The sequence below is a fragment of the Halomonas campaniensis genome, from assembly GCF_014193375.1.
Classification (GTDB): Bacteria; Pseudomonadota; Gammaproteobacteria; order Pseudomonadales; family Halomonadaceae; genus Halomonas; species Halomonas campaniensis.
Genome location: NZ_JACHZF010000017.1, coordinates 54,710 through 77,361 on the forward strand (window position 1 = coordinate 54,710; position 22,652 = coordinate 77,361).

General features: G+C 70.9%; 18 protein-coding genes. 16 read left to right on the forward strand and 2 right to left on the reverse strand.

Going from position 1 to position 22,652, the window contains the following annotated elements; all coding sequences use genetic code 11:
- The 3 genes from rnd to BDK63_RS12425 all read left to right on the forward strand — a co-directional run bounded on the left by rnd (window position 1) and on the right by BDK63_RS12425 (window position 2,069).
- Complete coding sequence (gene rnd / locus BDK63_RS12415; protein ID WP_183332414.1) at window positions 1-1,128, forward strand: ribonuclease D; 1,128 nt, start codon at window positions 1-3, stop codon at window positions 1,126-1,128.
- Window positions 1,125-1,436 carry a YcgL domain-containing protein gene (locus tag BDK63_RS12420; protein WP_183332416.1) on the forward strand — a complete coding sequence of 104 codons (312 nt, stop codon included), beginning with the start codon at window positions 1,125-1,127 and terminating at the stop codon, window positions 1,434-1,436. Before rnd ends, BDK63_RS12420 begins: the two co-directional genes overlap by 4 nt.
- Window positions 1,437-1,622: 186 nt before the next feature.
- On the forward strand, window positions 1,623-2,069 hold the full coding sequence (locus BDK63_RS12425; RefSeq protein ID WP_183332418.1) for a YcgN family cysteine cluster protein: 447 nt from the start codon (window positions 1,623-1,625) through the stop codon (window positions 2,067-2,069).
- 20 nt (window positions 2,070-2,089) lie between these two features.
- Here BDK63_RS12425 and BDK63_RS12430 read toward each other — a convergent pair whose 3' ends face one another.
- Window positions 2,090-4,195: a S9 family peptidase gene (locus BDK63_RS12430; protein WP_183332420.1), complete on the reverse strand. Its 2,106-nt coding sequence runs from the start codon at window positions 4,193-4,195 to the stop codon at window positions 2,090-2,092.
- 45 nt (window positions 4,196-4,240) lie between these two features.
- On the opposite strand from BDK63_RS12430, the gene BDK63_RS12435 reads away from it, so the two are divergent.
- From BDK63_RS12435 to BDK63_RS12475, 9 genes are all read left to right on the forward strand, one after another.
- A complete protein-coding gene (locus tag BDK63_RS12435; RefSeq protein ID WP_183332422.1) occupies window positions 4,241-4,678 on the forward strand; it encodes a hypothetical protein in 438 nt (145 codons plus the stop codon).
- Window positions 4,679-4,688: 10 nt separating this feature from the next.
- Complete coding sequence (locus BDK63_RS12440; protein WP_183332424.1) at window positions 4,689-6,536, forward strand: vWA domain-containing protein; 1,848 nt, start codon at window positions 4,689-4,691, stop codon at window positions 6,534-6,536.
- Window positions 6,529-7,326 carry a class II glutamine amidotransferase gene (locus BDK63_RS12445; protein ID WP_183332426.1) on the forward strand — a complete coding sequence of 266 codons (798 nt, stop codon included), beginning with the start codon at window positions 6,529-6,531 and terminating at the stop codon, window positions 7,324-7,326. The genes BDK63_RS12440 and BDK63_RS12445 overlap by 8 nt, the downstream gene beginning before the upstream one ends.
- Window positions 7,327-7,490: 164 nt before the next feature.
- Window positions 7,491-9,173 (forward strand): AMP-binding protein, encoded by a 1,683-nt coding sequence (locus tag BDK63_RS12450; RefSeq protein WP_183332428.1) that lies wholly within the window; start codon window positions 7,491-7,493, stop codon window positions 9,171-9,173.
- 245 nt (window positions 9,174-9,418) lie between these two features.
- Window positions 9,419-13,357 (forward strand): ATP-dependent RNA helicase HrpA, encoded by a 3,939-nt coding sequence (gene hrpA, locus BDK63_RS12455; protein WP_246386079.1) that lies wholly within the window; start codon window positions 9,419-9,421, stop codon window positions 13,355-13,357.
- A 76-nt stretch (window positions 13,358-13,433) separates the two neighbouring features.
- Window positions 13,434-14,555 (forward strand): beta-ketoacyl-ACP synthase III, encoded by a 1,122-nt coding sequence (locus BDK63_RS12460; protein WP_183332430.1) that lies wholly within the window; start codon window positions 13,434-13,436, stop codon window positions 14,553-14,555.
- A gap of 46 nt (window positions 14,556-14,601) precedes the next feature.
- Complete coding sequence (locus BDK63_RS12465; protein WP_183332432.1) at window positions 14,602-15,387, forward strand: MlaA family lipoprotein; 786 nt, start codon at window positions 14,602-14,604, stop codon at window positions 15,385-15,387.
- Window positions 15,388-15,398: 11 nt separating this feature from the next.
- Complete coding sequence (locus tag BDK63_RS12470; protein ID WP_183332434.1) at window positions 15,399-16,592, forward strand: PP2C family protein-serine/threonine phosphatase; 1,194 nt, start codon at window positions 15,399-15,401, stop codon at window positions 16,590-16,592.
- On the forward strand, window positions 16,579-17,085 hold the full coding sequence (locus tag BDK63_RS12475; protein WP_183332437.1) for an STAS domain-containing protein: 507 nt from the start codon (window positions 16,579-16,581) through the stop codon (window positions 17,083-17,085). The genes BDK63_RS12470 and BDK63_RS12475 overlap by 14 nt, the downstream gene beginning before the upstream one ends.
- Before the next feature lie 67 nt (window positions 17,086-17,152).
- Here BDK63_RS12475 and tal read toward each other — a convergent pair whose 3' ends face one another.
- Window positions 17,153-18,091: a transaldolase gene (tal, locus tag BDK63_RS12480; RefSeq protein ID WP_183332439.1), complete on the reverse strand. Its 939-nt coding sequence runs from the start codon at window positions 18,089-18,091 to the stop codon at window positions 17,153-17,155.
- Between the two features lie 163 nt (window positions 18,092-18,254).
- Between tal and BDK63_RS12485 the strand changes: the two genes are divergently transcribed.
- The 4 genes from BDK63_RS12485 (at window position 18,255) to pstC (ending at window position 22,645) form a co-directional block, all read left to right on the forward strand.
- A complete protein-coding gene (locus tag BDK63_RS12485; protein ID WP_183332440.1) occupies window positions 18,255-19,439 on the forward strand; it encodes a Bcr/CflA family multidrug efflux MFS transporter in 1,185 nt (394 codons plus the stop codon).
- Window positions 19,432-20,166, forward strand: a complete 735-nt coding sequence (locus BDK63_RS12490; protein ID WP_183332442.1) for a sulfite exporter TauE/SafE family protein — start codon at window positions 19,432-19,434, stop codon at window positions 20,164-20,166. The genes BDK63_RS12485 and BDK63_RS12490 overlap by 8 nt, the downstream gene beginning before the upstream one ends.
- 111 nt (window positions 20,167-20,277) lie before the next feature.
- Window positions 20,278-21,294, forward strand: coding sequence for a substrate-binding domain-containing protein (locus BDK63_RS12495; RefSeq protein ID WP_183332444.1), 1,017 nt, complete (start codon window positions 20,278-20,280; stop codon window positions 21,292-21,294).
- A gap of 97 nt (window positions 21,295-21,391) precedes the next feature.
- A complete protein-coding gene (gene pstC, locus BDK63_RS12500) occupies window positions 21,392-22,645 on the forward strand; it encodes a phosphate ABC transporter permease subunit PstC (RefSeq protein ID WP_183332446.1) in 1,254 nt (417 codons plus the stop codon).
- The last annotated feature ends 7 nt before the right edge of the window (window positions 22,646-22,652 follow it).

Sequence of the window (22,652 nt, forward strand, 5' to 3'; positions counted from 1 at the left end):
ATGCCCCTGACCCCCGATATTCGCTGGATCGATACTCCCGCCGCCCTGGACGAGGCCTGTGCCGAGGTGGCCGGCGCCGACGTGATCGCGCTGGATACCGAGTTCTTTCGCGAGAACACCTTCCATCCGGTGCCGGCGCTGATCCAGTTCTCCGCCGGCGGGCCGGCCTGGCTGGTCGACCCCCTGGAGGTTCCCTGCACCGAGGCCTTCCGGCGCCTGCTCGGCGAGGGGCCGCTCAAGCTGCTGCACGCGTCCAGCGAGGACCTCGAGGTCTTCGCCCACTGGGCCGACGTGCCCCCCGCGCCGCTGGTGGATACCCAGCTGGCCCAGGGGCTGATCGGCGAGACCCCCTCCATGGGCTACCAGAAGCTCGTCGAGCACTGGATCGGCGAGACCCTGCCCAAGGACGAGACGCGCTCCGACTGGTTGAAGCGGCCGCTCAGCGAGACCCAGAAGCAGTATGCGGCGCTGGACGTGGTCTACCTGGTGCAGGTCTGGGAGCGCCAGCGCGAGGCGCTGGAGCGCCTGGGCCGCATGGCCTGGCTGGAGGCGGACGGCGCCGAGCTGGTGGCCCAGGCGGCGCGCAGCGAGGCGGCGGACGGCCAGTGGTACCTGCGCCAGCGCCAGCTGTGGCGCCTGGCGCCGCGCCAGATCGAGGCCTACCGTCGGCTGACCACCTGGCGGGAGGGGGAGGCGCGGCGCCGCGACCTGCCGCGGGGCTGGCTGGTCCACGACCGGGTGCTCTACGCCATCGCCGAGACGATGCCCGAGAACCGCTTCGAGCTGGCCAGCGTCGAGGGGGTCAAGCCGACCCTGATCAAGCGCGACGGCGACGAGCTGCTGCGGCTGGTGGGCGAGGCGCGCCACCTGGACGAGGCCGAGCTGCCGCCGGCGATGCCGTCGCCCATGGCGCCGGCGTTCAAGCAGCGCTTCAAGGCGCTGAAGCGGGTGGTTGCCGCCGAGGCCGAGGCCCTGGGGCTGGCGCCCGAGGTGCTGCTGCGCCGCCGCGATCTGGAGGCCCTGGTCACCGCCCACCTGGAATCCCGACCGCTGCCGCTGCCCTCGGGCTGGCGCGGCGAGCGGCTCAATGCGGGCCTGGTGAAGGCCCTGGAGGAACTGCCCCGATGAGTGACGACCGGATGCGCGGCGACAAGCTGCTCTGCCAGGTGTTCAAGAGCCCGCGCAAGGAGGAGATGTACCTCTACGTGGACAAGCGCGATGGCCTCTCCCGGGTGCCCGAGCCGCTGCTCGAGCGCTTCGGCAAGCCGCTGCCGGCGATGACCCTGATCCTGACCGGCGACAAGCGCCTGGGCCGGGCGCAGGCCGCCGACGTGATGGCAGCGATCCGCGACAAGGGGTTCTACCTGCAGATGCCCCCCGCCAGGGAGGAGTACCTGCTGGATCTCTATCGCACCCCCACCGAGGCGCGTTATTGAGCTGGCTGAGCATGGCAGTCACTGCCTGTGGGAAGGGGCGCCGGGGGCAAGCCGAAGAGGAGGTCCTATGCCAGGGACGGCATCGGTAGCGTACAGGGAGGTATTCACAGCGCCTCTCTCGCAGGCTTGTCCCCGGAACAGCCCCGTCGTCGCTTCTGCAAGATGGCAGGACAAACGGGAGACGTCATGAGAGAACGGTTCTGGGAGCAGTACCCCCTCGAGGAGCTCACCGCCGAGGAGTGGGAGGCGCTCTGCGACGGCTGCGGCCACTGCTGCCTGCTCAAGTTCCAGGACGATGAGACCGGCGAGCTGGCGGTGCTCAACGTGGCCTGCGAGCTGCTGGATATCTCCAGCTGCCGCTGCAGCGACTACGCGAACCGCCTCGAGCGGGTGCCGGACTGCACGCAGCTGACGCCGGCGCGCATCGAGGAGTTTCGCTGGCTGCCGAAGTCCTGCGCCTATCGCCGGGTGGCGGAGGGGCGCAAGCTGGCCCGCTGGCACCCGCTGCTCTCGGGTGACCCCGAGCGGGTCCACCGCAAGGGCATCAGCGTGCGCAGCTTCGCCGTGTCCCGCCGCGAGGTCCCCGAGGAGGAGTACGAGGACCATATCATCGCGGTGATTCCCATCGACTGACGGGGCTTTCGCAAGAAAGGCTAGGCCTCGTGCGCTTCCACCCCCAGCGCCCACAGGATGAAGGCATCCTGGCGGGCGTTGTCGTGCCACGCCTTGAAGCGCCCCGAGGCGCCGCCGTGGCCGGCGGCCATGTCGGTACGCAGCAGCACCGGCCCCCTTGCGGTGCCCATCTCGGTCAGCCGGGCATAGAGCTTGGCGGGCTCCCAGTAGGGCACCCGGGTGTCGTGCCAGCTGCCCTGCAGGAACACCGTGGGCCAGGGCTGGGCGGCCAGGTTGTCCAGCGGCGAGTAGGCGCGGATGCGCCGGCGGGCGTCGGGCTCGTCGGGGTTGCCCCACTCGGTGTACTCGGCGGTGGTCAGCGGCAGGTCGGGGTTCTCCATGGTGCGCAGCACGTCGACGAAGGGCACGTCGAGCACCGCGGCGCAGAAGCCCTCGGGCGCCAGGTTGAGGCTGGCGCCCACCAGCAGGCCCCCGGCGCTGGCGCCGTAGGCGGCGATGCGCTCGCCGTCGCTGATGCCCTGGTCGACCAGGGCGTCCCGGGCGGCCAGGAAGTCCCGGAAGCTGTTCTCCTTGTGCTCCAGCTTGCCGGCCAGGTACCAGGGCTCGCCGCGGTCGCCGCCGCCCCGCACGTGGGCCACCGCGAAGGCCACCCCCCGCGCCAGCAGCTCAAGGCGCGCCACCGAGAACCAGGGGTCCAGCACCTCGCCATAGGCGCCGTAGCCGTAGAGCAGGGTGGGCAGCGGGTGGCCCGCCAGGTCGGCGCGCATTACCACCGAGACGGGGATGCGCTCGCCGTCGTGGGAGAGGGCCCAGAGCCGCTCGCAGGCGAGGGCCTCCGGCAGCAGGTCGCCGTGGATCGGCTGCTGCTTGAGCAGGGTCCGCTCGCCGCTGTCCAGGTCGTGCTCGATCCAGCTCACCGGCAGCACGAAGGACTCCTCGCGCAGCCGCAGGCGCCGGGTGTCGAAGTGCGGGGCATCGCCCAGCGCCAGGCTGCAGGGGGTCTCCGGCAGCGGCAGGCGCTCGTCGCGGACGATGGCATGGTCGGCGTCCAGTTCCAGGACCCGCAGCCGCACCTGGGCCTCGTGATGGTCGCGCTCGGTCACCACCAGGCCCCAGTCGAAGGCGTCGACCCCCTCCAGGGTGTCATCCTCGCGATGGTCGATCAGCGGCTGCCAGGCCTCGGCGTCGGCGGCCTCGGCCAGGCGTGACTCCTCGAGGGTGTCGAGCCGGAAGTGGGTCGCCTGGCGGTTGTGCAGCACGTAGAAGCGGCCGGGGCGGTGGTCCAGGGCGAGCTCGACGCCGCTCTCGCGGGGGCGGAAGCAGCGGGGCGGGGTGGCCGGCGCCCGGGCGGGAATCAGGTGGCACTCGCTGGTGTCCTTGGAGGCGCTCTCCAGCACCAGCCACTCCCGCGAGCGGGTCTTGCCGAGCCCGAGCCAGAACTCCGGGTCCTCCTCGCGCAGCACCAGCGATGGCGCCTCGGCCCTCGGCGAGCCGCCGGGCTGCATCTCCAGCGGCAGGCGCCAGACGCTTTCGGGGCGCTGGGTGGCATCGTAGCGGGTGAAGAGCAGGGTGGCGTTGTCCTCGGCCCAGCTGAGCTCGGGGCCGATCTCCTCCAGCAGGCGGACCGGCTCGCCGTCGGGCAGCGCCTTGAGGAACAGTTCGAAGGTCTCGTCGCCGCGGGTGTCCTCCGTCCAGGCCAGCCAGCGCTCGTCCGGCGAGAGCGCCATGTCGCCCAGCTCCAGGAACTCGTGGGGCTCGGCGCGGGCCTGAAGGTCGAGGAAGCGCACGGCGCGGTCGGGCTTGCCGTTGGGGTGCCGCCACCACACCGGGTAGTCGGCGTCGGCGGCCGTCTCGCTCCAGTAGGTGTAGTGGTCCAGCGGCGTGCGCAGGCCGTGGATGGCCAGCTCCCGGCGCGCCAGGTGGCCGTGGTAGAGGCGCTCAACCAGGTCATCCAGGGGAGCGAACCAGCGGGCGCAGGCGGCGTTGGCCTCCTCCAGGAAGGCGCCGACCTCGGGGTCGTCGCGGTTCTCCAGCCAGTGCCATTCGGGGGCGTCGGGGCGACGGAAGCGGGGAGTCGGGGAGTCGGTGGCGGACGGGACGGAAGAACGGGGCGGCTGTGCTTTCATGGCGCGGGATGTACCATACTCCAACTGAACATGTGCGAGGTGGCGATGTCGATTACAGATTCGATGACCCTACTATGGCTGAGCTACGGGTTTTTGTCGCTGGTGGTGCTGCTCACCGGCTACCTGGGGCTGGCCTTCCTGCCGCGGCTGCTGCGGCTGGTCATCACCTGGCTGGTGGCCGGGGTGATGTGGATGCCGGCGCGCTTCCGGCTGCCGCTGATCGAGGAGGGCGAATTCTACACGGGCTTCGCCCCGGCGGTGGTGGTGGCCCTGGTGGCCTTCCTGGAGCGCAACGCGGCGGTGATGCTGCCGGCCCTGCTGCTGGCGGCGGTGGGGGCCCTGGCCGGCAGCGCCTTCGGGCTGCTGCTGTGGTGGCGGGGTCGCCACCGCGGCGACTATGTCGACATGGACGAGGATGACGCTCCTGCTCCCCGCCACCCGCAGGGTGGCGAGGGCGAGCGTCGGGAGCCGGTGATCGGCTAAGGAGCCGGGGATGGCCTGGTGTGGGAAGTGCCGTCGGGGACGCGGCGGCATCGCGCGACTGCTGCTGCTGGGCCTGCTGTCGCTGGTCGCCGCGACGGGGCTGGCCCAGCCCGTCGAGGAGCGCCCCGAGGTGCGGGTGATCATCGACGTCTCCGGCAGCATGCGCGCCAACGATCCCAACCAGCTCGCCGCCAGCGCCCTGGAGCTGCTGGCATCGCTGCTGCCCGCCGGCACCTCCGCCGGGGTCTGGACCTTCGGCGAGCGGGTCGACAACCCGCTGCCGCCGGGCGAGGTGGACGCGGCTTGGCGCGAGCAGGCTGCGGCGCTGCGCCCGCGGCTGGTCGAGTACCAGCAGTTCACCGACATCGAGGGGGCGGTGCGGGCGGCCTCCGAGGCCCCGGCCAACGGCTGGCGCCACCTGGTGCTGCTCACCGACGGCATGATCGACCTGCCGCCCGACCGCGGGGCCAAGCCGGCGGTGGACGCGGCCTCGCGTCGGGCGCTGCTCGAGGAGCTGGCGCCGCGCCTGGCCGACCAGGGGGTGGTGGTGCACGCCATCGCCTTCTCCGACGACGCCGACCTGGCCCTGGTCGAGCGGCTCGCCCAGTCCACCGGCGGCCTGCCGGCCCTGGCCGAGACCCCCGAGGGCCTGCTCGGCGCCTTCCTCGACATCGTCGAGCGCATCTTCCCCGCCGACCAGGTCCCCCTGGAGGCGGGGCGCTTCGTGATCGAATCCGGCGTCGAGGCCTTCACCGCGCTGCTCTTCCACGAGCCCGACGGCGAACCACTCGCCCTGGTGGCGCCGGACGGCACCGTCTACCGGGCCGACGACCCGCCGCCCGGCGGGCAGTGGCAGGTGGAGCCGCGCTTCGACCTGATCCGCGTGCCGGACCCCGCCACCGGCGAGTGGCGTCTGGAGGGCGAGATCGCCACCGACAGCCGCATCGGCGTGACCTCCTCCCTGACCCTGCGCACCGGCGAGCTGCCGGCGACCCTCTACCTGGGCTTCCCGGTGCCCGTGGAGGCCTGGCTGGAGCGCGCCGGCGAGCCCTATGGCGCCGAGCTCGAGTCGCTGGCGCTGCACGTGGAGCTGCGGGACCCGGAGAACGAGGTGCTGGCGGCCCTGCGGCTGCAGCCTCGCGGCGAGCGCTTCGTCGGCGAGCTGCCGGCGCCGGCGCTGGTGGGCGGCGCCCGCCTGCTGATCCGGGCGGAGGCCGACGACCTCACCCGCCAGCGCTGGCAGGCGGTCAACGTGCTGCCGGCCATCGCCGCGCGCCACGAGCCGGCCGCCTCCCGGGTGGTGCTCGAGGCCGAACACCCGGCCCTGGACCGCGACAATACCGAACTGGCGGCGGAGCTGGCCGGCGAGCGCCTGGCCGCCGAGGCGGTGGGCGAGCGGCGCTGGCACATCGAGCTGCCGCCGCTGGACGACAGCATCAGCCAGCCGCTGCTGCTGGCGGCCAGGGTCACCCTGGACGGTGACACCCGCGACATCCGCCTGCCCCGGCTGCTGCTCTTCCCCGAGGCACAGACCGGTCTGGGCCTGGCCCGGGATGCCGAGGGCCGCCCCCTGGCCGAGCGTTTCCACGAGGACCTCGACACCGGGCGCCGGGGCGGGGCGATGCCCGAGAGCGCCGCCGACCGCTTCGTGGCCTTCGTCAACGACCTGCCGGCCCAGGCCAGGGCCCTGTGGCAGGCGGGATGGCCCGGCGTGCAGCGGCTAGCCGAGGCCCATGGCCGCGACCCGCGCCTCTGGGCGGTCGGCCTGGTGGTGGTGGTGCTGATCGTGATTCTCCTGGCGGTGCGGCGCTCGCGTCGCGCCCGCCGGGTCGTGCACCGGGAGGAACCCTATGTGTGAACTGCTGGGCATGAGTGCCAACGTGCCCACCGACATCTGCTTCAGCTTCACCGGCTTCCTGCATCGCGGCGGCGGCACCGGGCCGCATCGCGACGGCTGGGGCATCGCCTTCTACGAGGAGGGGGGCTACCGCGACTTCCGCGATCCCCACCCCTCGGTGGGGTCGCCCATCGCCCGGCTGATCACCGACTACCCGATCAAGTCGAACATCGTCATCAGCCATATCCGCCAGGCCAATGTCGGCCAGGTGCGGCTGGCCAATACCCACCCCTTCGTGCGCGAGATGTGGGGGCGCCCCTGGTGCTATGCCCACAATGGCCAGCTGGACGGCTGGCGAGGGATGCCGCTCTCCTACTACCGCCCCATCGGCGACACCGACAGCGAGCACGCCTTCTGCTGGCTGCTGGGCGAGCTGCGCAGCCGCTTTCCCGAGCGGCCGACCAGCGACGCCGAGCGCCAGGGGCTATGGCGGCTGCTCCACCAGCTCTGCGAGCGGCTGCGCGGCCTCGGGGTGTTCAACCTGCTGCTGGCCGACGGCGACTACCTCTATACCTTCTGCTCCACCAAGCTGGCGCACATCACCCGCCGGGCGCCGTTCGGGCGGGCGAGCCTGTCCGACGCCGAGCTCACGGTGAACTTCGCCGAGCACACCACGACCCGGGATATCGTCTCGGTGATCGCCACCGAGCCGCTCACCGACAACGAGGCCTGGGAGCGCATGGCGCCCGGCGAGCTGCTGGTCTGGCGGGACGGGGTGATCCAGGCGCGCATCGGCCAGCGGGCCGCCTGAGCGGCTCGTGTGCCCCTCCGGCATGGGGCGGGTGCGGCGCTGGCCGGCAGGCAAACAAGGGTTTCAATCGACCGTTTTACAGCGTGAGCCCGCCGGTATAAGGTAGGGCCCGGGACAACAAGAAGCGTCGATGATCCATCGGCAACATCGCGGAGACTACGCCTATGAGTGAGCATGCCAACGCCCCGATCCTGTCCGGCCCCGAGCTCACGGGGCTGGAGGAATACCACGCGGTCACCGATGTCTTCCATGCCGCCGTGAAGCGCTACGCCGACCGGCCCGCCTTCTCGTGCATGGGGCAGACCCTCACCTTCGCCGACCTGGATCGCCTCTCCGGCGACTTCGCCGCCTGGCTGCAGCACGAGACCACGCTGCAGCCGGGGGACCGCATCGCCATCCAGCTGCCCAACGTGCTGCAGTTCCCGGTCGCGGTGTTCGGCGCCATGCGCGCCGGGCTGGTGGTGGTGAACACCAACCCGCTCTACACCGAGCGGGAGATGGCCCACCAGTTCAAGGACTCCGGCGCCCGGGCGATCGTGATCCTCGCCAACATGGCCGACAAGCTCGAGAAGGTCCTCGAGCGCACCGACATCCAGCACGTGGTGGTCACCCAGCTCGGCGACCTGCACGGCTTTCCCAAGCGGCCGCTGATCAACGCCGTGGTCAAGTACGTCAAGAAGATGGTCCCCCCGTTCCGGCTGCCCGGCCACACGCCCTTCCGCCAGGCGCTCAAGGAGGGGGCGGGTCGCCAGCACCGCGAGGTGCCCCGCAAGCTCGACGACATCGCCGCGCTGCAGTACACCGGCGGCACCACGGGCCTGGCCAAGGGCACCATGCTCACCCACCGCAACCTGGTGGCCAACATGCTGCAGGCCGGCCAGGCCATCGGGCCGGGCCTCAACAACGGCGAGGAGGTGGTGATCGCGCCGCTGCCGGTCTACCACATCTACACCTTCACGGTGAACTGCCTGTTCCTGATGGAGACCGGCAACCACTCGATCCTGATCACCAACCCCCGCGACCTGCCCAACTTCGTCAAGGAGCTGAAGAGCCTGCCGTTCACCGCCTTCATCGGCCTGAACACCCTGTTCAACGCCCTGTGCAACCGCGAGGACTTCCGCGCGCTGGACTTCTCGAAGCTGCACCTGACCATCTCCGGCGGCATGGCGCTGACCAAGGCGGCGGCGGACCGCTGGAAGGAGGTCACTGGCTGCGACATCGCCGAGGGCTACGGGCTCACCGAGACCTCGCCGGTGGTCAGCTTCAACCCGGTGGATGCCATCCAGATCGGCACCATCGGCAAGCCGGTGGCCGGCACCCGGGTCAAGGTGGTGGACGCCGACGGCAACGACCTGCCCTTCGGCGAGCCCGGCGAGCTCTGCGTGCAGGGCCCCCAGGTGATGAAGGGCTACTGGAACCGCGACGACGAGACCGTCAAGGTGATCGACGACGACGGCTGGTTCCACACCGGCGACATCGCCGTGCTCCAGGACGATGGCTACATCCGCATCGTCGACCGCAAGAAGGACATGATCCTGGTCTCGGGCTTCAACGTGTACCCCAACGAGGTCGAGGACGTCGTCGCCACCCACCCCGGCGTGCTGGAGTCCGCCGCGGTGGGAGTGGCCGACGAGACCAGCGGCGAGGCGATCAAGCTGTTCGTGGTGCCCCGCGGCGATGACCTCGACCCCGAGGCGCTGCGCGCCTGGTGCAAGAAGGAGATGACCGGCTACAAGGTGCCCAAGTACGTGGAGCTGCGCGACGAGCTGCCCAAGACGAATGTGGGGAAAGTGCTGCGCCGCCAGCTGCGTGACGAGGAGCGCGAGAAGTCCAAGGCCGCCTCCTGAGCGGTGGCCCGGCGATAGTCTGGCGCGCCGGGCATCATAGCCAGTTTCAATGGCCCCGATTAGGCGCCGCCACGTACACGGCGTTACAATGGACTGCCCGCCACGGCCACCGTGGCGGGCAGTTTCCTTTCCCTCACCACGGAGTCGCCGTGTCCGACGTGCCCACTGCCGCTTCCTCCTCCGATACCGCCCCCCTGGCCGCCGCCGACCGCCTGCGGGCCCTGCAGCGCGGCCTGGAGGATGCCATGCTGCGCGACCTGCCGACGCTGGAGAAGCGCCTGCGCGGGCTCGCGCGGCGGGTCCGGGAGGGCAAGCCGGTGGATCGCGGGCTGGCCGAGGTCGAGAAGGCCCTGGCGCGCTCCCGCGGGCTGGTGGCCCGGCGCCGCGAGCGCCCGGTCACCCTCGACTACCCGCCGTCGCTGCCGGTGGTCGAGCGTCGCGAGGAGATCCTCGCCGCCCTGCGTGACCACCAGGTGGTGGTGGTGGCCGGCGAGACCGGCTCCGGCAAGACCACCCAGCTGCCCAAGCTCTGCCTGGAGCTGGGGCTGGGGCGTCGCGGGCTGATCGGCCACACCCAGCCGCGCCGCCTGGCGGCGCGCTCGGTGGCCACGCGGCTGGCCGAGGAGATGGCCGTGCCGCTGGGCGACCAGGTGGGCTACCAGGTGCGCTTCACCGACCAGAGCGGCGACGACACCCTGGTCAAGCTGATGACCGACGGCATCCTGCTGGCCGAGACCCGCCACGACCCGGACCTGCGCCGCTACGAGGCGATCATCATCGACGAGGCCCACGAGCGCAGCCTCAACATCGACTTCCTGCTCGGCTACTTGAAGCGCCTCACCGCCCGGCGCCCCGACCTCAAGGTGATCATCACCTCGGCGACCATCGACGTCGAGCGCTTCGCCGAGCACTTCGGCGACCGCGACGCCCGGGGCGAACCGCGGCCGGCGCCGGTGGTGGAGGTCTCGGGCCGCACCTACCCGGTGGAGGTCCACTACCGTCCGCTGGTGCGGGAGGCCGACGACGAGGAGGATCGCACCCTTCAGGAGGGCATCCTCCACGCGGTGGAGGAGGTCGAGCGCATCGAGCGCGAGAAGCGCTGGTTCCACGGGCCGCGCGACATCCTGGTGTTCCTGCCCGGCGAGCGCGAGATCCGCGAGACCGCCGACACCCTGCGCCGTGCCGACCTCAGGGGCACCGAGATCCTGCCGCTCTATGCCCGGCTCTCCAACGCCGAGCAGAACCGGGTCTTCGCCCCCCACGCCGGGCGGCGCATCGTGCTCTCCACCAACGTGGCCGAGACCTCGCTGACCGTGCCCGGTATCCGCTACGTGATCGACCCGGGCCTGGTGCGCATCAGCCGCTACAGTTACCGCTCGAAGATCCAGCGCCTGCCGGTGGAGCCGATCAGCCAGGCCAGCGCCGACCAGCGCAAGGGGCGTTGCGGCCGGGTCGCCGAGGGGGTCTGCATCCGCCTCTACGACGAGGAGGACTTCCTCTCCCGGCCCGCCTTCACCGACCCGGAGATCCGGCGCACCAACCTGGCCTCGGTGATCCTCTCGATGCTGTCGCTGAAGCTTGGTGACATCGAGGCCTTCCCCTTCGTCGACCCGCCCGACTCGCGCTTCGTCAGCGACGGCTTCCGGCTGCTCTTCGAGCTGGGCGCGGTGGACGCCGGCAACCGGCTGACGCCCATCGGGCGCAAGCTGTCGCGGCTGCCCATCGACCCGCGCCTGGCGCGCATGGTGCTTGCCGGGGCCGAGCAGGGTGGGCTGCGCGAGGTGCTGATCGTGGTCGCCGGACTGGCCGTCCAGGACCCCCGCGACCGCCCGGCCGACAGGCGACAGGCGGCCGACCAGGCCCACCGGCGCTGGCAGGACCCGGATTCCGATTTCATGGCCCTGCTCAACCTGTGGGATGGCTTCGAGGCGGCCCGGGAGACGCTCTCCGGCAACCGACTGCGCCGCTGGTGCAAGGACCACTACCTGAACTACCTGCGCCTGCGCGAGTGGCACGACACCTTCCGCCAGCTGCGCCAGCTGCTGCGCGACATGGAGATCGAGGTGCCGCCGCCGGCGCCGTGGCCCACGCCCGAGGAGGGCGATGCGGAGCAGGCGCGCCAGGAGGCCCGCCGCCGCCACGCCGCCACCCTGCACCGGGCGCTGCTGCCGGGGCTGCTGTCGCACCTGGGGCTTGCCACCGAGAACCGCGAATACCTGGGGGCACGCAACCGCAAGTTTGTCATCCACCCGGGGTCCGGCCTGGCGAAGAAGTCGCCCAAGTGGCTGATGGCCTTCGAACTGGTCGAGACCACCAGGCTCTTCGCCCGCACCGTGGCGAAGATCGACCCCCAGTGGATCGAGCCGGTGGCCGGTCACCTGGTCAAGCGCAGCTACGCCGAGCCCCACTGGGAGATGAAGCGCGCCCAGGTGGTGGCCAGCGAGCAGGTGACCCTGTTCGGCCTGCCCATCGTCGCCGGGCGCCGGGTGCACTATGGCCCCATCGCCCCCGCCGAGGCCCGCGAGCTGTTTATCCGCCGGGCGCTGGTGGAGGGCGAGTTCCGCACCCGCGGCGACTTCTTTGCCCACAACCGGGCGCTGGTCGAGGAGGTCGAGGACCTGGAGGATCGCGCCCGCCGCCGCGACATCCTGGTGGACGAGGAGACGCTCTTCGCCTTCTACGACGAGCGCCTGCCCGAGGGGATCCACAACGGCAAGGGCTTCGAGGCGTGGCGCAAGCAGGCCGAGGCGTCGGACCCCGACGTGCTCAAGTTCGATCGCGCCGCGCTGCTGGCCCGGGAGGCCAGCGAGGTCACCCAGGCCGACTACCCGGACGAACTGGTGCTCGGCGGGGTGCGCTACCCGCTGGCCTATCACTTCTCGCCCGGTGCGCCGGACGATGGCGTCACCCTCACCGTGCCGGCGGCGATGCTGCCCCAGCTGCCCCTGGCGCGGCTCGAGTGGCTGGTGCCGGGGCTGCTGCGCGAGAAGTGCATCGCGCTGATGAAGTCGCTGCCCAAGGCGGTGCGTCGCCAGGTGGTGCCGATTCCCGACTGGGTGGATGCCGCCCTGGAGGCGCTGGTGCCCGACGACGTGCCGCTGACCGAGGCGCTGGGCGAGTTCCTGCGCCGCCGCACCGGCGTGCGCGTCCACCCCGACGACTGGCAGCTCGACCAGCTCGAGCCGCACCTGGTGATGAACCTCAAGGTGGTCGGCCACGACGGCAGCGTGCTGGGCCAGGGCCGCGATGCCCGGGAACTGGAGCGGCGCTTCGAGGCGGCGGCGGGGCAGGGCGCCCGGGCGCTGGCCGAGGAGGCGCGGCTGGAGGCCCCGGTGGCGGGCCTGCCCGAGGCGCCGCTGCCCGAGTCGCGGGTCACCTCCCAGGCGGGCATCCGGGTGGAGGCCTATCCGGCCCTGGTGCCCGACGGCGAGGCCTTCCGGGTGGAGCTCTTCGACCATCCCGACAAGGCCGGCGAGGCCCACCGCGATGGCGTGGTCCGGCTGGCCAGGCAGCGCCTGCCCGAGGTGGTGCGGGCCATCGAGCGCCTCAAGGGGCTCGAGACCTGCGCGCTGCTGTTCGCCAAGGTGGGCAGCAAGCGCCAGCTCGGCGATGACCTGGTCACCGCGGTGTTCCGCCAGGGGGTGGCGGTGTCGCCCCTGCCGCGCTCGGCGGGTGAGCTCGAGGCCCGCCTGGCCGAGGCCCGCGAGTCGCTGGTGCCCCTGGCCGAGGCGCGCCTGGCCACCCTGGAGGCGGCGCTCAAGGGCCACCTGGCGGTGACCAAGGCGTTGAAGGGCAACCTCAGCCTGGCCCTGGCGCTGGTATACAGTGACCTCAAGGCGCAGATGGCGCGGCTGGTCCACCCCGGCTTCATCAGCGAGGCGGGGGAGTGGCTCGAGGAGTACCCGCGCTACATGGAGGCGGCGCTGATCCGCCTGGAGAAGGCCCCCCGCGAGCGCATGCGCGACCAGATGCACATGCAGGAGGTCCAGGCGTTCGAGGCGCGCCTGGCCGACCGCCGCCAGAGCGAACGCCGTGGCGGCATCGACGACCCGGCGCTGGTGACGTTCGGCTGGTGGATCGAGGAGCTGCGCGTGTCGCTCTTCGCCCAGCAGCTGGGCACGAAATTCCCCGTCTCCGTCAAGCGCCTGGAGAAGCGCTGGGCGGAGCTCACCGGCCGCGCCTGAGCGGGGCCGGCAGCGAATCACAGGCCACCGCCGGCGCGGTGGTCCGGGCGGCCTGGCCGCGACAAGGGAGAACAGCATGAACCAAGTGGTGATCACCGGCACGGGACTCTTCACGCCGGAGCACGCCATCGACAACGACGCCCTGGTGGCCTCGTTCAACGCCTGGGTGGATGCCGAGAACGCGCATCACGCCGAGGCCATCGCCGCCGGCGAGCGCGAGCCGCTGGCCCACTCCAGCAGCGAGTTCATCGTCAAGGCCTCGGGCATCCACAGCCGCTACGTGCTGGACGCCGAGGGGATCCTCGACCCGTCGCGCATGCGCCCGAAGCTGCGCGAGCGCGGCAACGACGAGCCGTCGATCCAGTGCGAGATGGGCGTCAAGGCCGCCGGCGAGGCGCTGGAGGCGGCCGGCGTCGCCGCCGGCGACATCGACCTGGTGATCGTCGGCTGCTCCAACCTGGAGCGCCCCTACCCGGCGGTGGCGGTGGAGCTGCAGGCGGCGCTGGGTGCCGGCGGCTACGCCTTCGACATGAACGTGGCCTGCTCATCGGCGACCTTCGCCATCGAGACCGCGGCCAACGCCATCCGCGCAGGCAGCGCGCGGCGCGCCCTGGTGGTCAACCCGGAGATCTGCTCGGCGCACCTCAACTTCCGCGACCGCGACAGCCACTTCATCTTCGGCGATGCCTGTACCGCCATCGTGCTGGAGAGCGACGCCGTGGCCAGCGCCGAGACGCGCTTCGAGATCCTCGGCACGCGCCTGGTGACCCGCTTCTCCAACGCCATCCGCAACAATGCCGGCTTCCTCAATCGGGTCACCGACGCCGACCCCCGGGCGGTGGACAAGCTCTTCGTGCAGGAGGGGCGGCGGGTGTTCAAGGAGGTCTGTCCCATGGTGGCGGCACTGATCACCGACCACCTGGCAAGCCTCGAGCTCGCCGGCGACGACCTGTCCCGGCTCTGGCTGCACCAGGCCAACCGCCACATGAACGACCTGATCGCCCGCCGGGTGCTGGGCCACGAGCCGAGCGAGGCCCAGGCGCCGATCATCCTCGATCGCTACGCCAACACCAGCTCGGCGGGCTCGATTATCGCCTTCCACCTGCATCGCGCCGATCTCGCCGCCGGCGACACCGGGGTGATCTGCTCCTTCGGCGCCGGCTACAGCGCCGGCAGCGTGGTGGTGCGGCGTGCCTGAGGCGATCAACGGCCGCCTGGCGGCCCCCATGGACAAGGAGACCGGCATGACCCATCAGCACAGGGAAGGGCGCGCGGGGCGTCGGCCGGGGCGCCTCGTGGCGGCCCTGCTCGCCGTGGCGCTGCTCGGCGGCTGCGCCACCACCGCCGCCGTGGAGGAGCGCCACCCCGATGATCCCTGGGAGGGCTTCAACCGCCAGGTATTCGCCTTCAACGACGTCGTGGACCGGGCGGTGCTCAAGCCCACCGCGCGCGGCTACCGGGCGGTCACCCCGCAGCCGGTGCAGACCGGCGTGGGCAACTTCTTCTCCAACCTGGGGGAGCCGCGCACGGCGATCAACAGCCTGCTGCAGGGCAAGCCGGGCAACGCCGGCATCGCCCTTTCGCGCTTCGTGATCAACACCACGGTGGGGATCGGCGGGCTCTGGGACTTCGCCACCCACATGGAGATCACCGGCCGCGAGGAGGACTTCGGCCAGACCCTGGCGGTGTGGGGCTGGGAGGAGTCGCGCTACCTGGTGCTGCCGCTGCTGGGGCCGAGCACCCTGCGCGACACCGGCGGCCTGCCCGCCGATGCGGTCACCTACCCGCTCTACTACCTGAACGATGCGGAGCTGGAGATCGCCCTGACGGCGCTGCGGATCGTCGACATGCGCGCCGGGCTGCTCGACCAGGAGGAGCTGATCCGCGGCGATCGCTACAGCTTCATCCGCGACGCCTGGCTGCAGCGGCGCCGCTTCGAGGTCAACGACGGCGCGATGGGCGACGACCCCTTCGCCGGCGAGGACTTCGACTTCGACGACGCCGACTTCGATGACGCCTTCTCCGATTGAGGCCTGATGCCATGGATCGTCCCAAGCAGCTGATCGGTGTGATCGATGTCCCGGGCAAGGCCCGGGACGCCCTGGCCGAGACCATTGCCCGGGACGGCCTGGCGGTGTTCGCCGCCGACCGGGCCGACGAGCTGCCGGCCGATGTCGCGCTGGTGGTGGCCCATGCCCGGGCGGTCCCGCGCGAGGACTGGGCCGAGCTCAATGCCCGCCTGCCGACCCTGGTGGTCAGCGACAGTCGCGTCGAGCACGAGCTGATCGAGGCGGTGGATGCGGGCCTGGTCGACTACATCATCGATCCGCTGCGCCACGGCCAGCTGCTGCGCCGGATGATCCGCAAGGCGATCGAGCTGCACCGGCTGGCCGACGAGCGACGCCGCGACCAGCTGCGCCTGGAGGAGCTCAACGAGAACCTGGAGACCCACCTGGCCATGCTGCGCCTCGACCAGCAGGCCGGTAGCCAGATCCAGCGCAAGCTGCTGCCGCCGCGCCCCCAGGCCACCGGCGGGGTCGCCTGCGACTTCTGGCTGGCGCCCTCGCTCTATCTCTCCGGGGACTTCCTCGACTTCCAGCGCTACGACGACCGCTACCTGCTATTCTACTTCGCCGATGTCTCGGGCCACGGGGCCTCCTCGGCCTTCGTCACCGTGCTGCTCAAGTACCTGGCCAACCGCTGGCTGACCGAGTGGGACGGCCAGGCGCCGGAGGCCCTGGCGCCGCACTGGCTGGGTGAGCTCAACCGGGAGCTGCTGGACACCGGCATCGGCAAGCATGCGACCCTGTTCGTCGGGGTCATTGACCTGGAGCGCCGCTATCTGCACTATTCGCTGGGCGCACAGCTGCCCATGCCGCTGCTGGTAGCGGAGGGCGAGGTCCACTCCTTGCCGGGGGAGGGCATGCCGGTGGGGCTGTTCCCGGATGTCGGCTACCCCTCGCTGGGGTGCCCGCTGCCCGAGAACTTCCGCCTGTGGCTGTGTTCCGATGGAATACTGGAGTGCCTGCCGGGCGACACGCTCGACATGCGGCTCAGGGAACTCGAGCGGCGGGTCCGGGCCAGCGAGACGCTGGACGACCTGCGAGGTAGCCTGGAACTGGGCGACCTGCCCGACGATGACGAGGCTGTCGTCGAGGATGGGCCAGGGCATGAAGCGCTGCCCGACGACCTGACGATCATGATGTTGAGCGGATTTGGCCATGCTGATTCATGAAGGACGCATCAAGGCGGCATTCGACGCCGGAGTCTTCGTCCTGAAGCTCTATGGCGACGTGCGCCTGACGCTGTGTGCCACCCTGGACCGCCAGGCCCAGCAGCTCGCCGAGACGCCGGGCCTGCAGACGCTGATCATCGACCTGCGCGATGCCACCAACGTCGACTCCACCGCGCTGGGCTTCCTGGCCAAGGTGGCCATGGCGGTGCAGGGCCGGCTGGCCGAACGACCGACCATCGTCGCCGACAACCCCGATGTCCAGCGCATGCTCGACGTCATGGGCTTCGCCCGCTACTTCACCCTGGTGGAGTCACCCATCACCGAGACCTGCGAGCTCTGCGACCTGCCCGAGGTCCCCGCCGACGTCGAGGAGACCCGCCGGCGCATCCTCGAGGCGCACCGCATCCTGATGCGCATGAACGAGCACAACCGTGAGGAGTTCCAGCCGCTGGTGGAGATGCTCGAGGCCCAGGAGGCCTCCCACCACCACTGACCCTCCTCGCTTGCCGTGAACCGGCGCGCCCTGCGTGAGCCGGGCGCTGCCGGCGCCCGGCGATGGGTCACTCCCGGCGCAGCTCGCCCAGCAGCGCCTCCAGCTTGCGCTGATCCTCCATGAACTTGCGGATGCCCTCGGCCAGCTTCTCGGTGGCCATGGCGTCCTCGTTGAGATGCCAGCGGAAATCGGCCTCGTCGAGGGGCTCGGGGGCCCGGGTCTCGGCGTCCAGCGGGGAGAGGCGGCGCTCGAGGGTGCCGCGGGTCTCGGCCAGCTCGCCGAGCAGGGCCGGGGAGATGGTCAGGCGATCGCAGCCGGCCAGGGCCAGGATCTCGCCGCTGTTGCGGAAGCTGGCCCCCATCACGACGGTCTCGTAGCCGTGGCCCTTGTAGTGCTCGTAGATCTGCCGGACCGAGCGCACGCCGGGGTCCCGGTCGCCGCCGAAGTCTTGATCCGGTGCCTTCGCCTTGTGCCAGTCGAGGATGCGCCCCACGAAGGGCGAGACCAGCGTCACGCCGGCATCGGCGCAGGCCTGGGCCTGGGCGAAGCTGAACAGCAGCGTCAGGTTGGTGTGGATGCCTTCCCGCTCCAGCTGGCGGGCGGCCCGTATGCCTTCCCAGGTGGCGGCGACCTTGATCAGGATGCGCTCGGGGCCCACGCCGTGGCGGCCGTAGCGTTCGATCAGCGCGCGGGCCCGGGCCAGGGTGGCATCGGTGTCGAAGGAGAGCCGGGCGCTCACCTCGGTGGAGACGTAGCCCGGCACCAGGGCGCTGATCTCGCTGCCGATCTCCACCGCCACGGCATCCAGGGCGTCGTCGATGTCGGCGGCCTGGCGGGCGATCTCGGCCAGCCGCTCGCGGCGCTCGGGCTGCTGGGCGGCCTGCAGGATCAGCGACGGGTTGGTGGTGGCATCGGTGGGCTCGAACCGGCGGATGGCGTCGATGTCGCCGGTGTCGGCGACCACGGTGGTCATCTGGCGGAGTTGCGAAAGCAGGTCGTCGGCCATGGGGCGGCTCCAGGTGGAATCGAGCCTGCCACTGTAGCAAGCCCGCCCGACAGGGAACAGGCGCCGACCGCCGCCAGGGCACACGGCGGCCTGCGGGGCCGCCCCCGATGGGCTATCATTAGCGGCCTATCCAACGATCCCCCTGACGCGCAAAGGAGCTGCCTTGACGCTGAGTGCGAAACGCGTGGCGCTGCTGGTGGCGGCCAACACCGCCCTGGCGCCCTTCGCCATCGACGCCTACCTGCCCGCCATGGCGGCCCTGGCCGAATCGGTGGGGGCGAGCATCCACCACACCGAGCTGTCCCTCTCCACCTTCCTGGCCGGGTTCGCCCTGGGCCAGCTGCTGTTCGGCCCGCTCTCGGACCGGCTGGGGCGCAAGCCGGTGCTGATGGGCGGGCTGGTCGCCTTCCTGCTGGCCAGCCTGGTGATCACCACGGTGAGCTCGCTGCCCGAGCTGCTGGCCTGGCGCTTCATCCAGGCGCTGGGCGGCGGGGCCACCGTGGTCAACTCGGCGGCCATCGTGCGCGACTGCTTCAGCGGGCGCGAGGCGGCGAAGGTGATGTCGACCATGGCGATCATCATGCTGCTCGCCCCGCTGGTGGCGCCGGTAGTGGGCAGCGGGCTGCTCTACCTTGCCGACTGGTGGCTGATCTTCGTCTTCCTGGCGGCCTATGCGGCCTTCCTGATGTGGCTTCTGGGCACCCGGCTGCCCGAGACCCGCGCCCCCGGCGCGCCCGCGGCCTCGCCGCGCCAGGTGCTGGCCAACTACGCCAGCGTGCTGCGCCACCGCGAGGCCATGGGCTACGTCTGTGCCGCCTCCATGTCCTTCGCCGGGCTGTTCGCCTTCATCACCGCCTCGCCGTTCCTCTACCTGGAGCATTTCGACCTGTCGCCCGGGCACTACCCCCTGGTGTTCGGCGTCAACGTGCTGACCATGGCGGCCTCCAACCGGCTCAACATCCGCCTGCTGAGAGGTCGCAGTCCCCAGCAGAACCTGCGCCTGGGTCTCACCATCCAGCTGGGCGCGGCGGCGGGGCTGGTGCTGGTGGTGGCCAGCGGCCTCGAGTCGCTGTGGACCATGGTGCCGCTGATCATGGTGTTCGCCGGCACCATCGGCCTGGTGGCACCCAACGCCATCTCCTCGCTGCTCGACCACTTCCACCACATGAGCGCCACCGCGGCGGCCCTGCAGGGCAGCATCCAGTTCTCCTGCGGGGCGCTGGCCGGGGTGCTGGTGGGCGCCTTCGAGCTCGACAGCGCCTGGCCCATGGTCGGCACCATGCTCGGCGCGGCGCTGATCGGCAACATCGGGCTGCGCCTGCTGGCGGGACGCGCCGGCCATGGCTGAGGCACTGCTGGCCTGGGCCGACATGAGCTCCGGCACCTGGCTGGGCTGTGCGCTGGTGCTGGCGGTGGGGGCTTTCGTGCAGCGGGCTACCGGCTTCGGCCTGGCGGTGGTGGGGGCGCCGCTGCTGCTGATGCTGGAGCCGCGGCTAGTGCCGGTGATCCTGGTGCTGTTCGGCTTCACGGTGGCGCTGACCACCCTGCGCCACTACTGGCGCGAGGTGCGCCTGGCCGAGATCGGCATGGCCCTGGTGGGGCGGATTCCCGGCAACGCCCTGGGGCTCTGGCTGCTCCTCGCCGCCCCCATGGCGGTGCTGGAGACACTGATCGCCGGCAGCGTGCTGTTCGCCGTGGCGGTGACCCTGTTCCGCTTCCGCCTGCCGGTGAACCGCGCCACGCTGTTCGGGGCGGGGGTGCTCTCCGGCGTCTTCGGCACCGTGGCGGCGCTGAGCGGCCCGCCCATGGTGCTGCTGCTCCACGGCTTCTCCCCGGACCGCCTGCGCGGCACCCTCTCGGCCTTCTTCGTGGTCACCGCGCTGATGACCCTGGTCACCCTGGCGCCGGCGGGGCTGGTCAGCGCCTGGCACTTCGGCCTGGCGCTGACCTTCGCGCCGGGGGTGCTGGCCGGCAGCTGGCTGGCCGGCCGGGTCGCCCATCGCCTCGACCGCCGCCTGCTCCAGGGGGCCTCGCTTTCGCTCTGTACCCTGGCGGCGCTGGGGCTGCTGCTCTAGCCGCTCGGCGGGCGGTATCGCGTCCCGTCATCTGTCATGAAGGTGTCATCTACGTGGGGCAATGTGTGCCGTGCGAAGGCCAGATACCTATCACTGACAGGAGTGACTCGCATGAACCGCATCCTCAAGACCACCGTAATCGCTGCCGCCGTCATGGGCGTTGTCGGCGTTGCACAGGCCCGCGATCAGGTCCGCATCGTCGGCTCCAGCACCGTCTACCCCTTCTCCAGCTACGTGGCCGAGGAGTTCGGTGCGACCACCGACTACCCGACCCCGGTCATCGAGTCCACCGGTTCCGGCGGCGGCGCCCGCCTGTTCTGCAACGGCGTGGGCGAGGGCACTCCGGACATCACCAACTCCTCGCGGCGCATGAAGGCCTCCGAGTTGGAGCGCTGCATCGAGAACGGCGTGACCGACGTCACCGAAGCCTTCATCGGCTATGACGGCATCGCCTTCGCCCAGTCCAATGCCAACGACCCCATGCCGGTGACCCGCGAGCAGATCTTCCTCGCCGTGGCCGCCATGGTGCCGGTGGACGGTGAGCTGGTCGAGAACCCCTACACCAACTGGAGCGAGATCGACGAGAGCCTGCCGGATCGCCAGATCGTCATCGTCGGCCCGCCCACCACCTCCGGCACCCGTGATGCCTTCGAGGAGCTGGTCCTCGAGGCCGCCTCCGAGAACTTCGCCGAGGCCTACGGCGGCGAAGCCTACTCCGACGTGCGCACCGACGGTGCCTGGGTCGACGGCGGCGAGAACGACAACCTGATCGTCCAGCGCCTGACCCAGGACACCACTGCCTTCGGCATCTTCGGCTTCTCCTTCCTCGAGGAGAACAGCGACGTGCTGATCGGCTCAACCATCGACGGCGTCGAGGCCGGCCCGGAGACCATCGCCAGCGGCGAGTATCCGGTGGCCCGTTCCATGTTCTTCTACATCAAGAACCAGCACGCCGACGAAGTCCCGGCCATGTACCAATACGCCGAGATGTTCATGAGCGAGCAGATGATCGGTGACCTCGGCTACCTCAAGGGCATCGGCCTGATCCCCGCCGCCGAGCAGGCCCGCGCCGAGGCCCGCGAGGCCGTGGCCAACCGCGTCCAGCTCGACGTGTCCGACCTGCACTGAGCGTGGTCAGACGCTGATGACGAGGCCGGCAGCCAGCGCTGCCGGCCGCGTTGCATGACTGGCTCCCACGGAGCCGAGACGTCACGAGAGAATGCCGATGCCAAACCATCCCCTGCTCCTGTTCCTGGTCGCCGTGCTGGTACTCGGGATCCTGGCCTTCCTGGTGGCCCGCGCCAAGGCCTTGCGGGTTCGGGCTAGCGGGACCGCCATGTACGCCCAGCCCGACCAGTACGCCTGGTTTGCCGCCCTCTCCACCGCCGGGCCCGCCCTGCTGGTCAGCGGAGTTGGCGGCTTCCTGCTGCTGCTGCTGGGCGCCGAGATTCCCTTGCCCTGGCTGCTGGCCGGCAGCCTGGTCGTCGCCGCGGCCGGCGCGACCCTGGGGCTGCGCCTGGTCACCCCTGATTTCCACGCCCGCCAGGCCATCGAGCGGGTGATCCGCTTCATCCTGGCCGGCGCCGCGCTGATCTCCATCTTCACTACCTTCGGCATCCTGCTGTCGATCATCTCCGAGGCGCTGCGCTTCTTCCGCATGCACGGCTTCTGGGAGTTCATCACCGGCACCGTCTGGGCGCCGGGCAACAGCTTCCTGGCCGCCGCGGGGCGCGCCGACGACGCCGCCAGTGCCGCCCGGTTCGGCTCGGTGCCGCTGTTCGCCGGCACCTTCATGATCACCGCCATCGCCATGCTGGTGGCGATCCCGGTGGGGCTGATGGCGGCCATCTACATGTCCGAGTTCGCCCCGCGCCGGGTGCGGACCCTGGCCAAGCCGGTGCTGGAGGTGCTCGCGGGCATCCCCACGGTGGTCTACGGCTTCTTCGCCGCCATCACCGTGGCGCCGCTGGTGGTCTCGGTGGCCGGCAGCCTGGGCCTCAACGCCTCGTTCAACAATGCGCTGGCCCCCGGGATCGTCATGGGCATCATGATCATCCCCTTCATCTCGTCGCTCTCCGATGACGTGATCAACGCCGTGCCGGACAGCATGCGGCAGGGCTCGCTGGCGCTGGGCATGACCCGCGGCGAGACCATCCGCCACGTGGTGGTGCCGGCCGCCATGCCCGGCATCATCTCCGCCTCCCTGCTGGCCGTCTCGCGGGCGCTGGGCGAGACCATGATCGTAGTGATGGCGGCCGGCATGCGGCCCAACCTCACCGCCAACCCGCTGGAGGAGATGACCACGGTGACCGTGCGCATCGTGGCGGCGCTGACCGGCGACCTGGAGTTCGAGAGTGCCGAGACGCTGTCGGCCTTCGCCCTGGGCCTGGTGCTCTTCGCGGTGACGCTGAGCCTGAACCTGGTCTCGGTGATCATGATCCGTCGCTTCCGCGAGAAGTATCGCGTCAACAACCTGTAACGCCGAG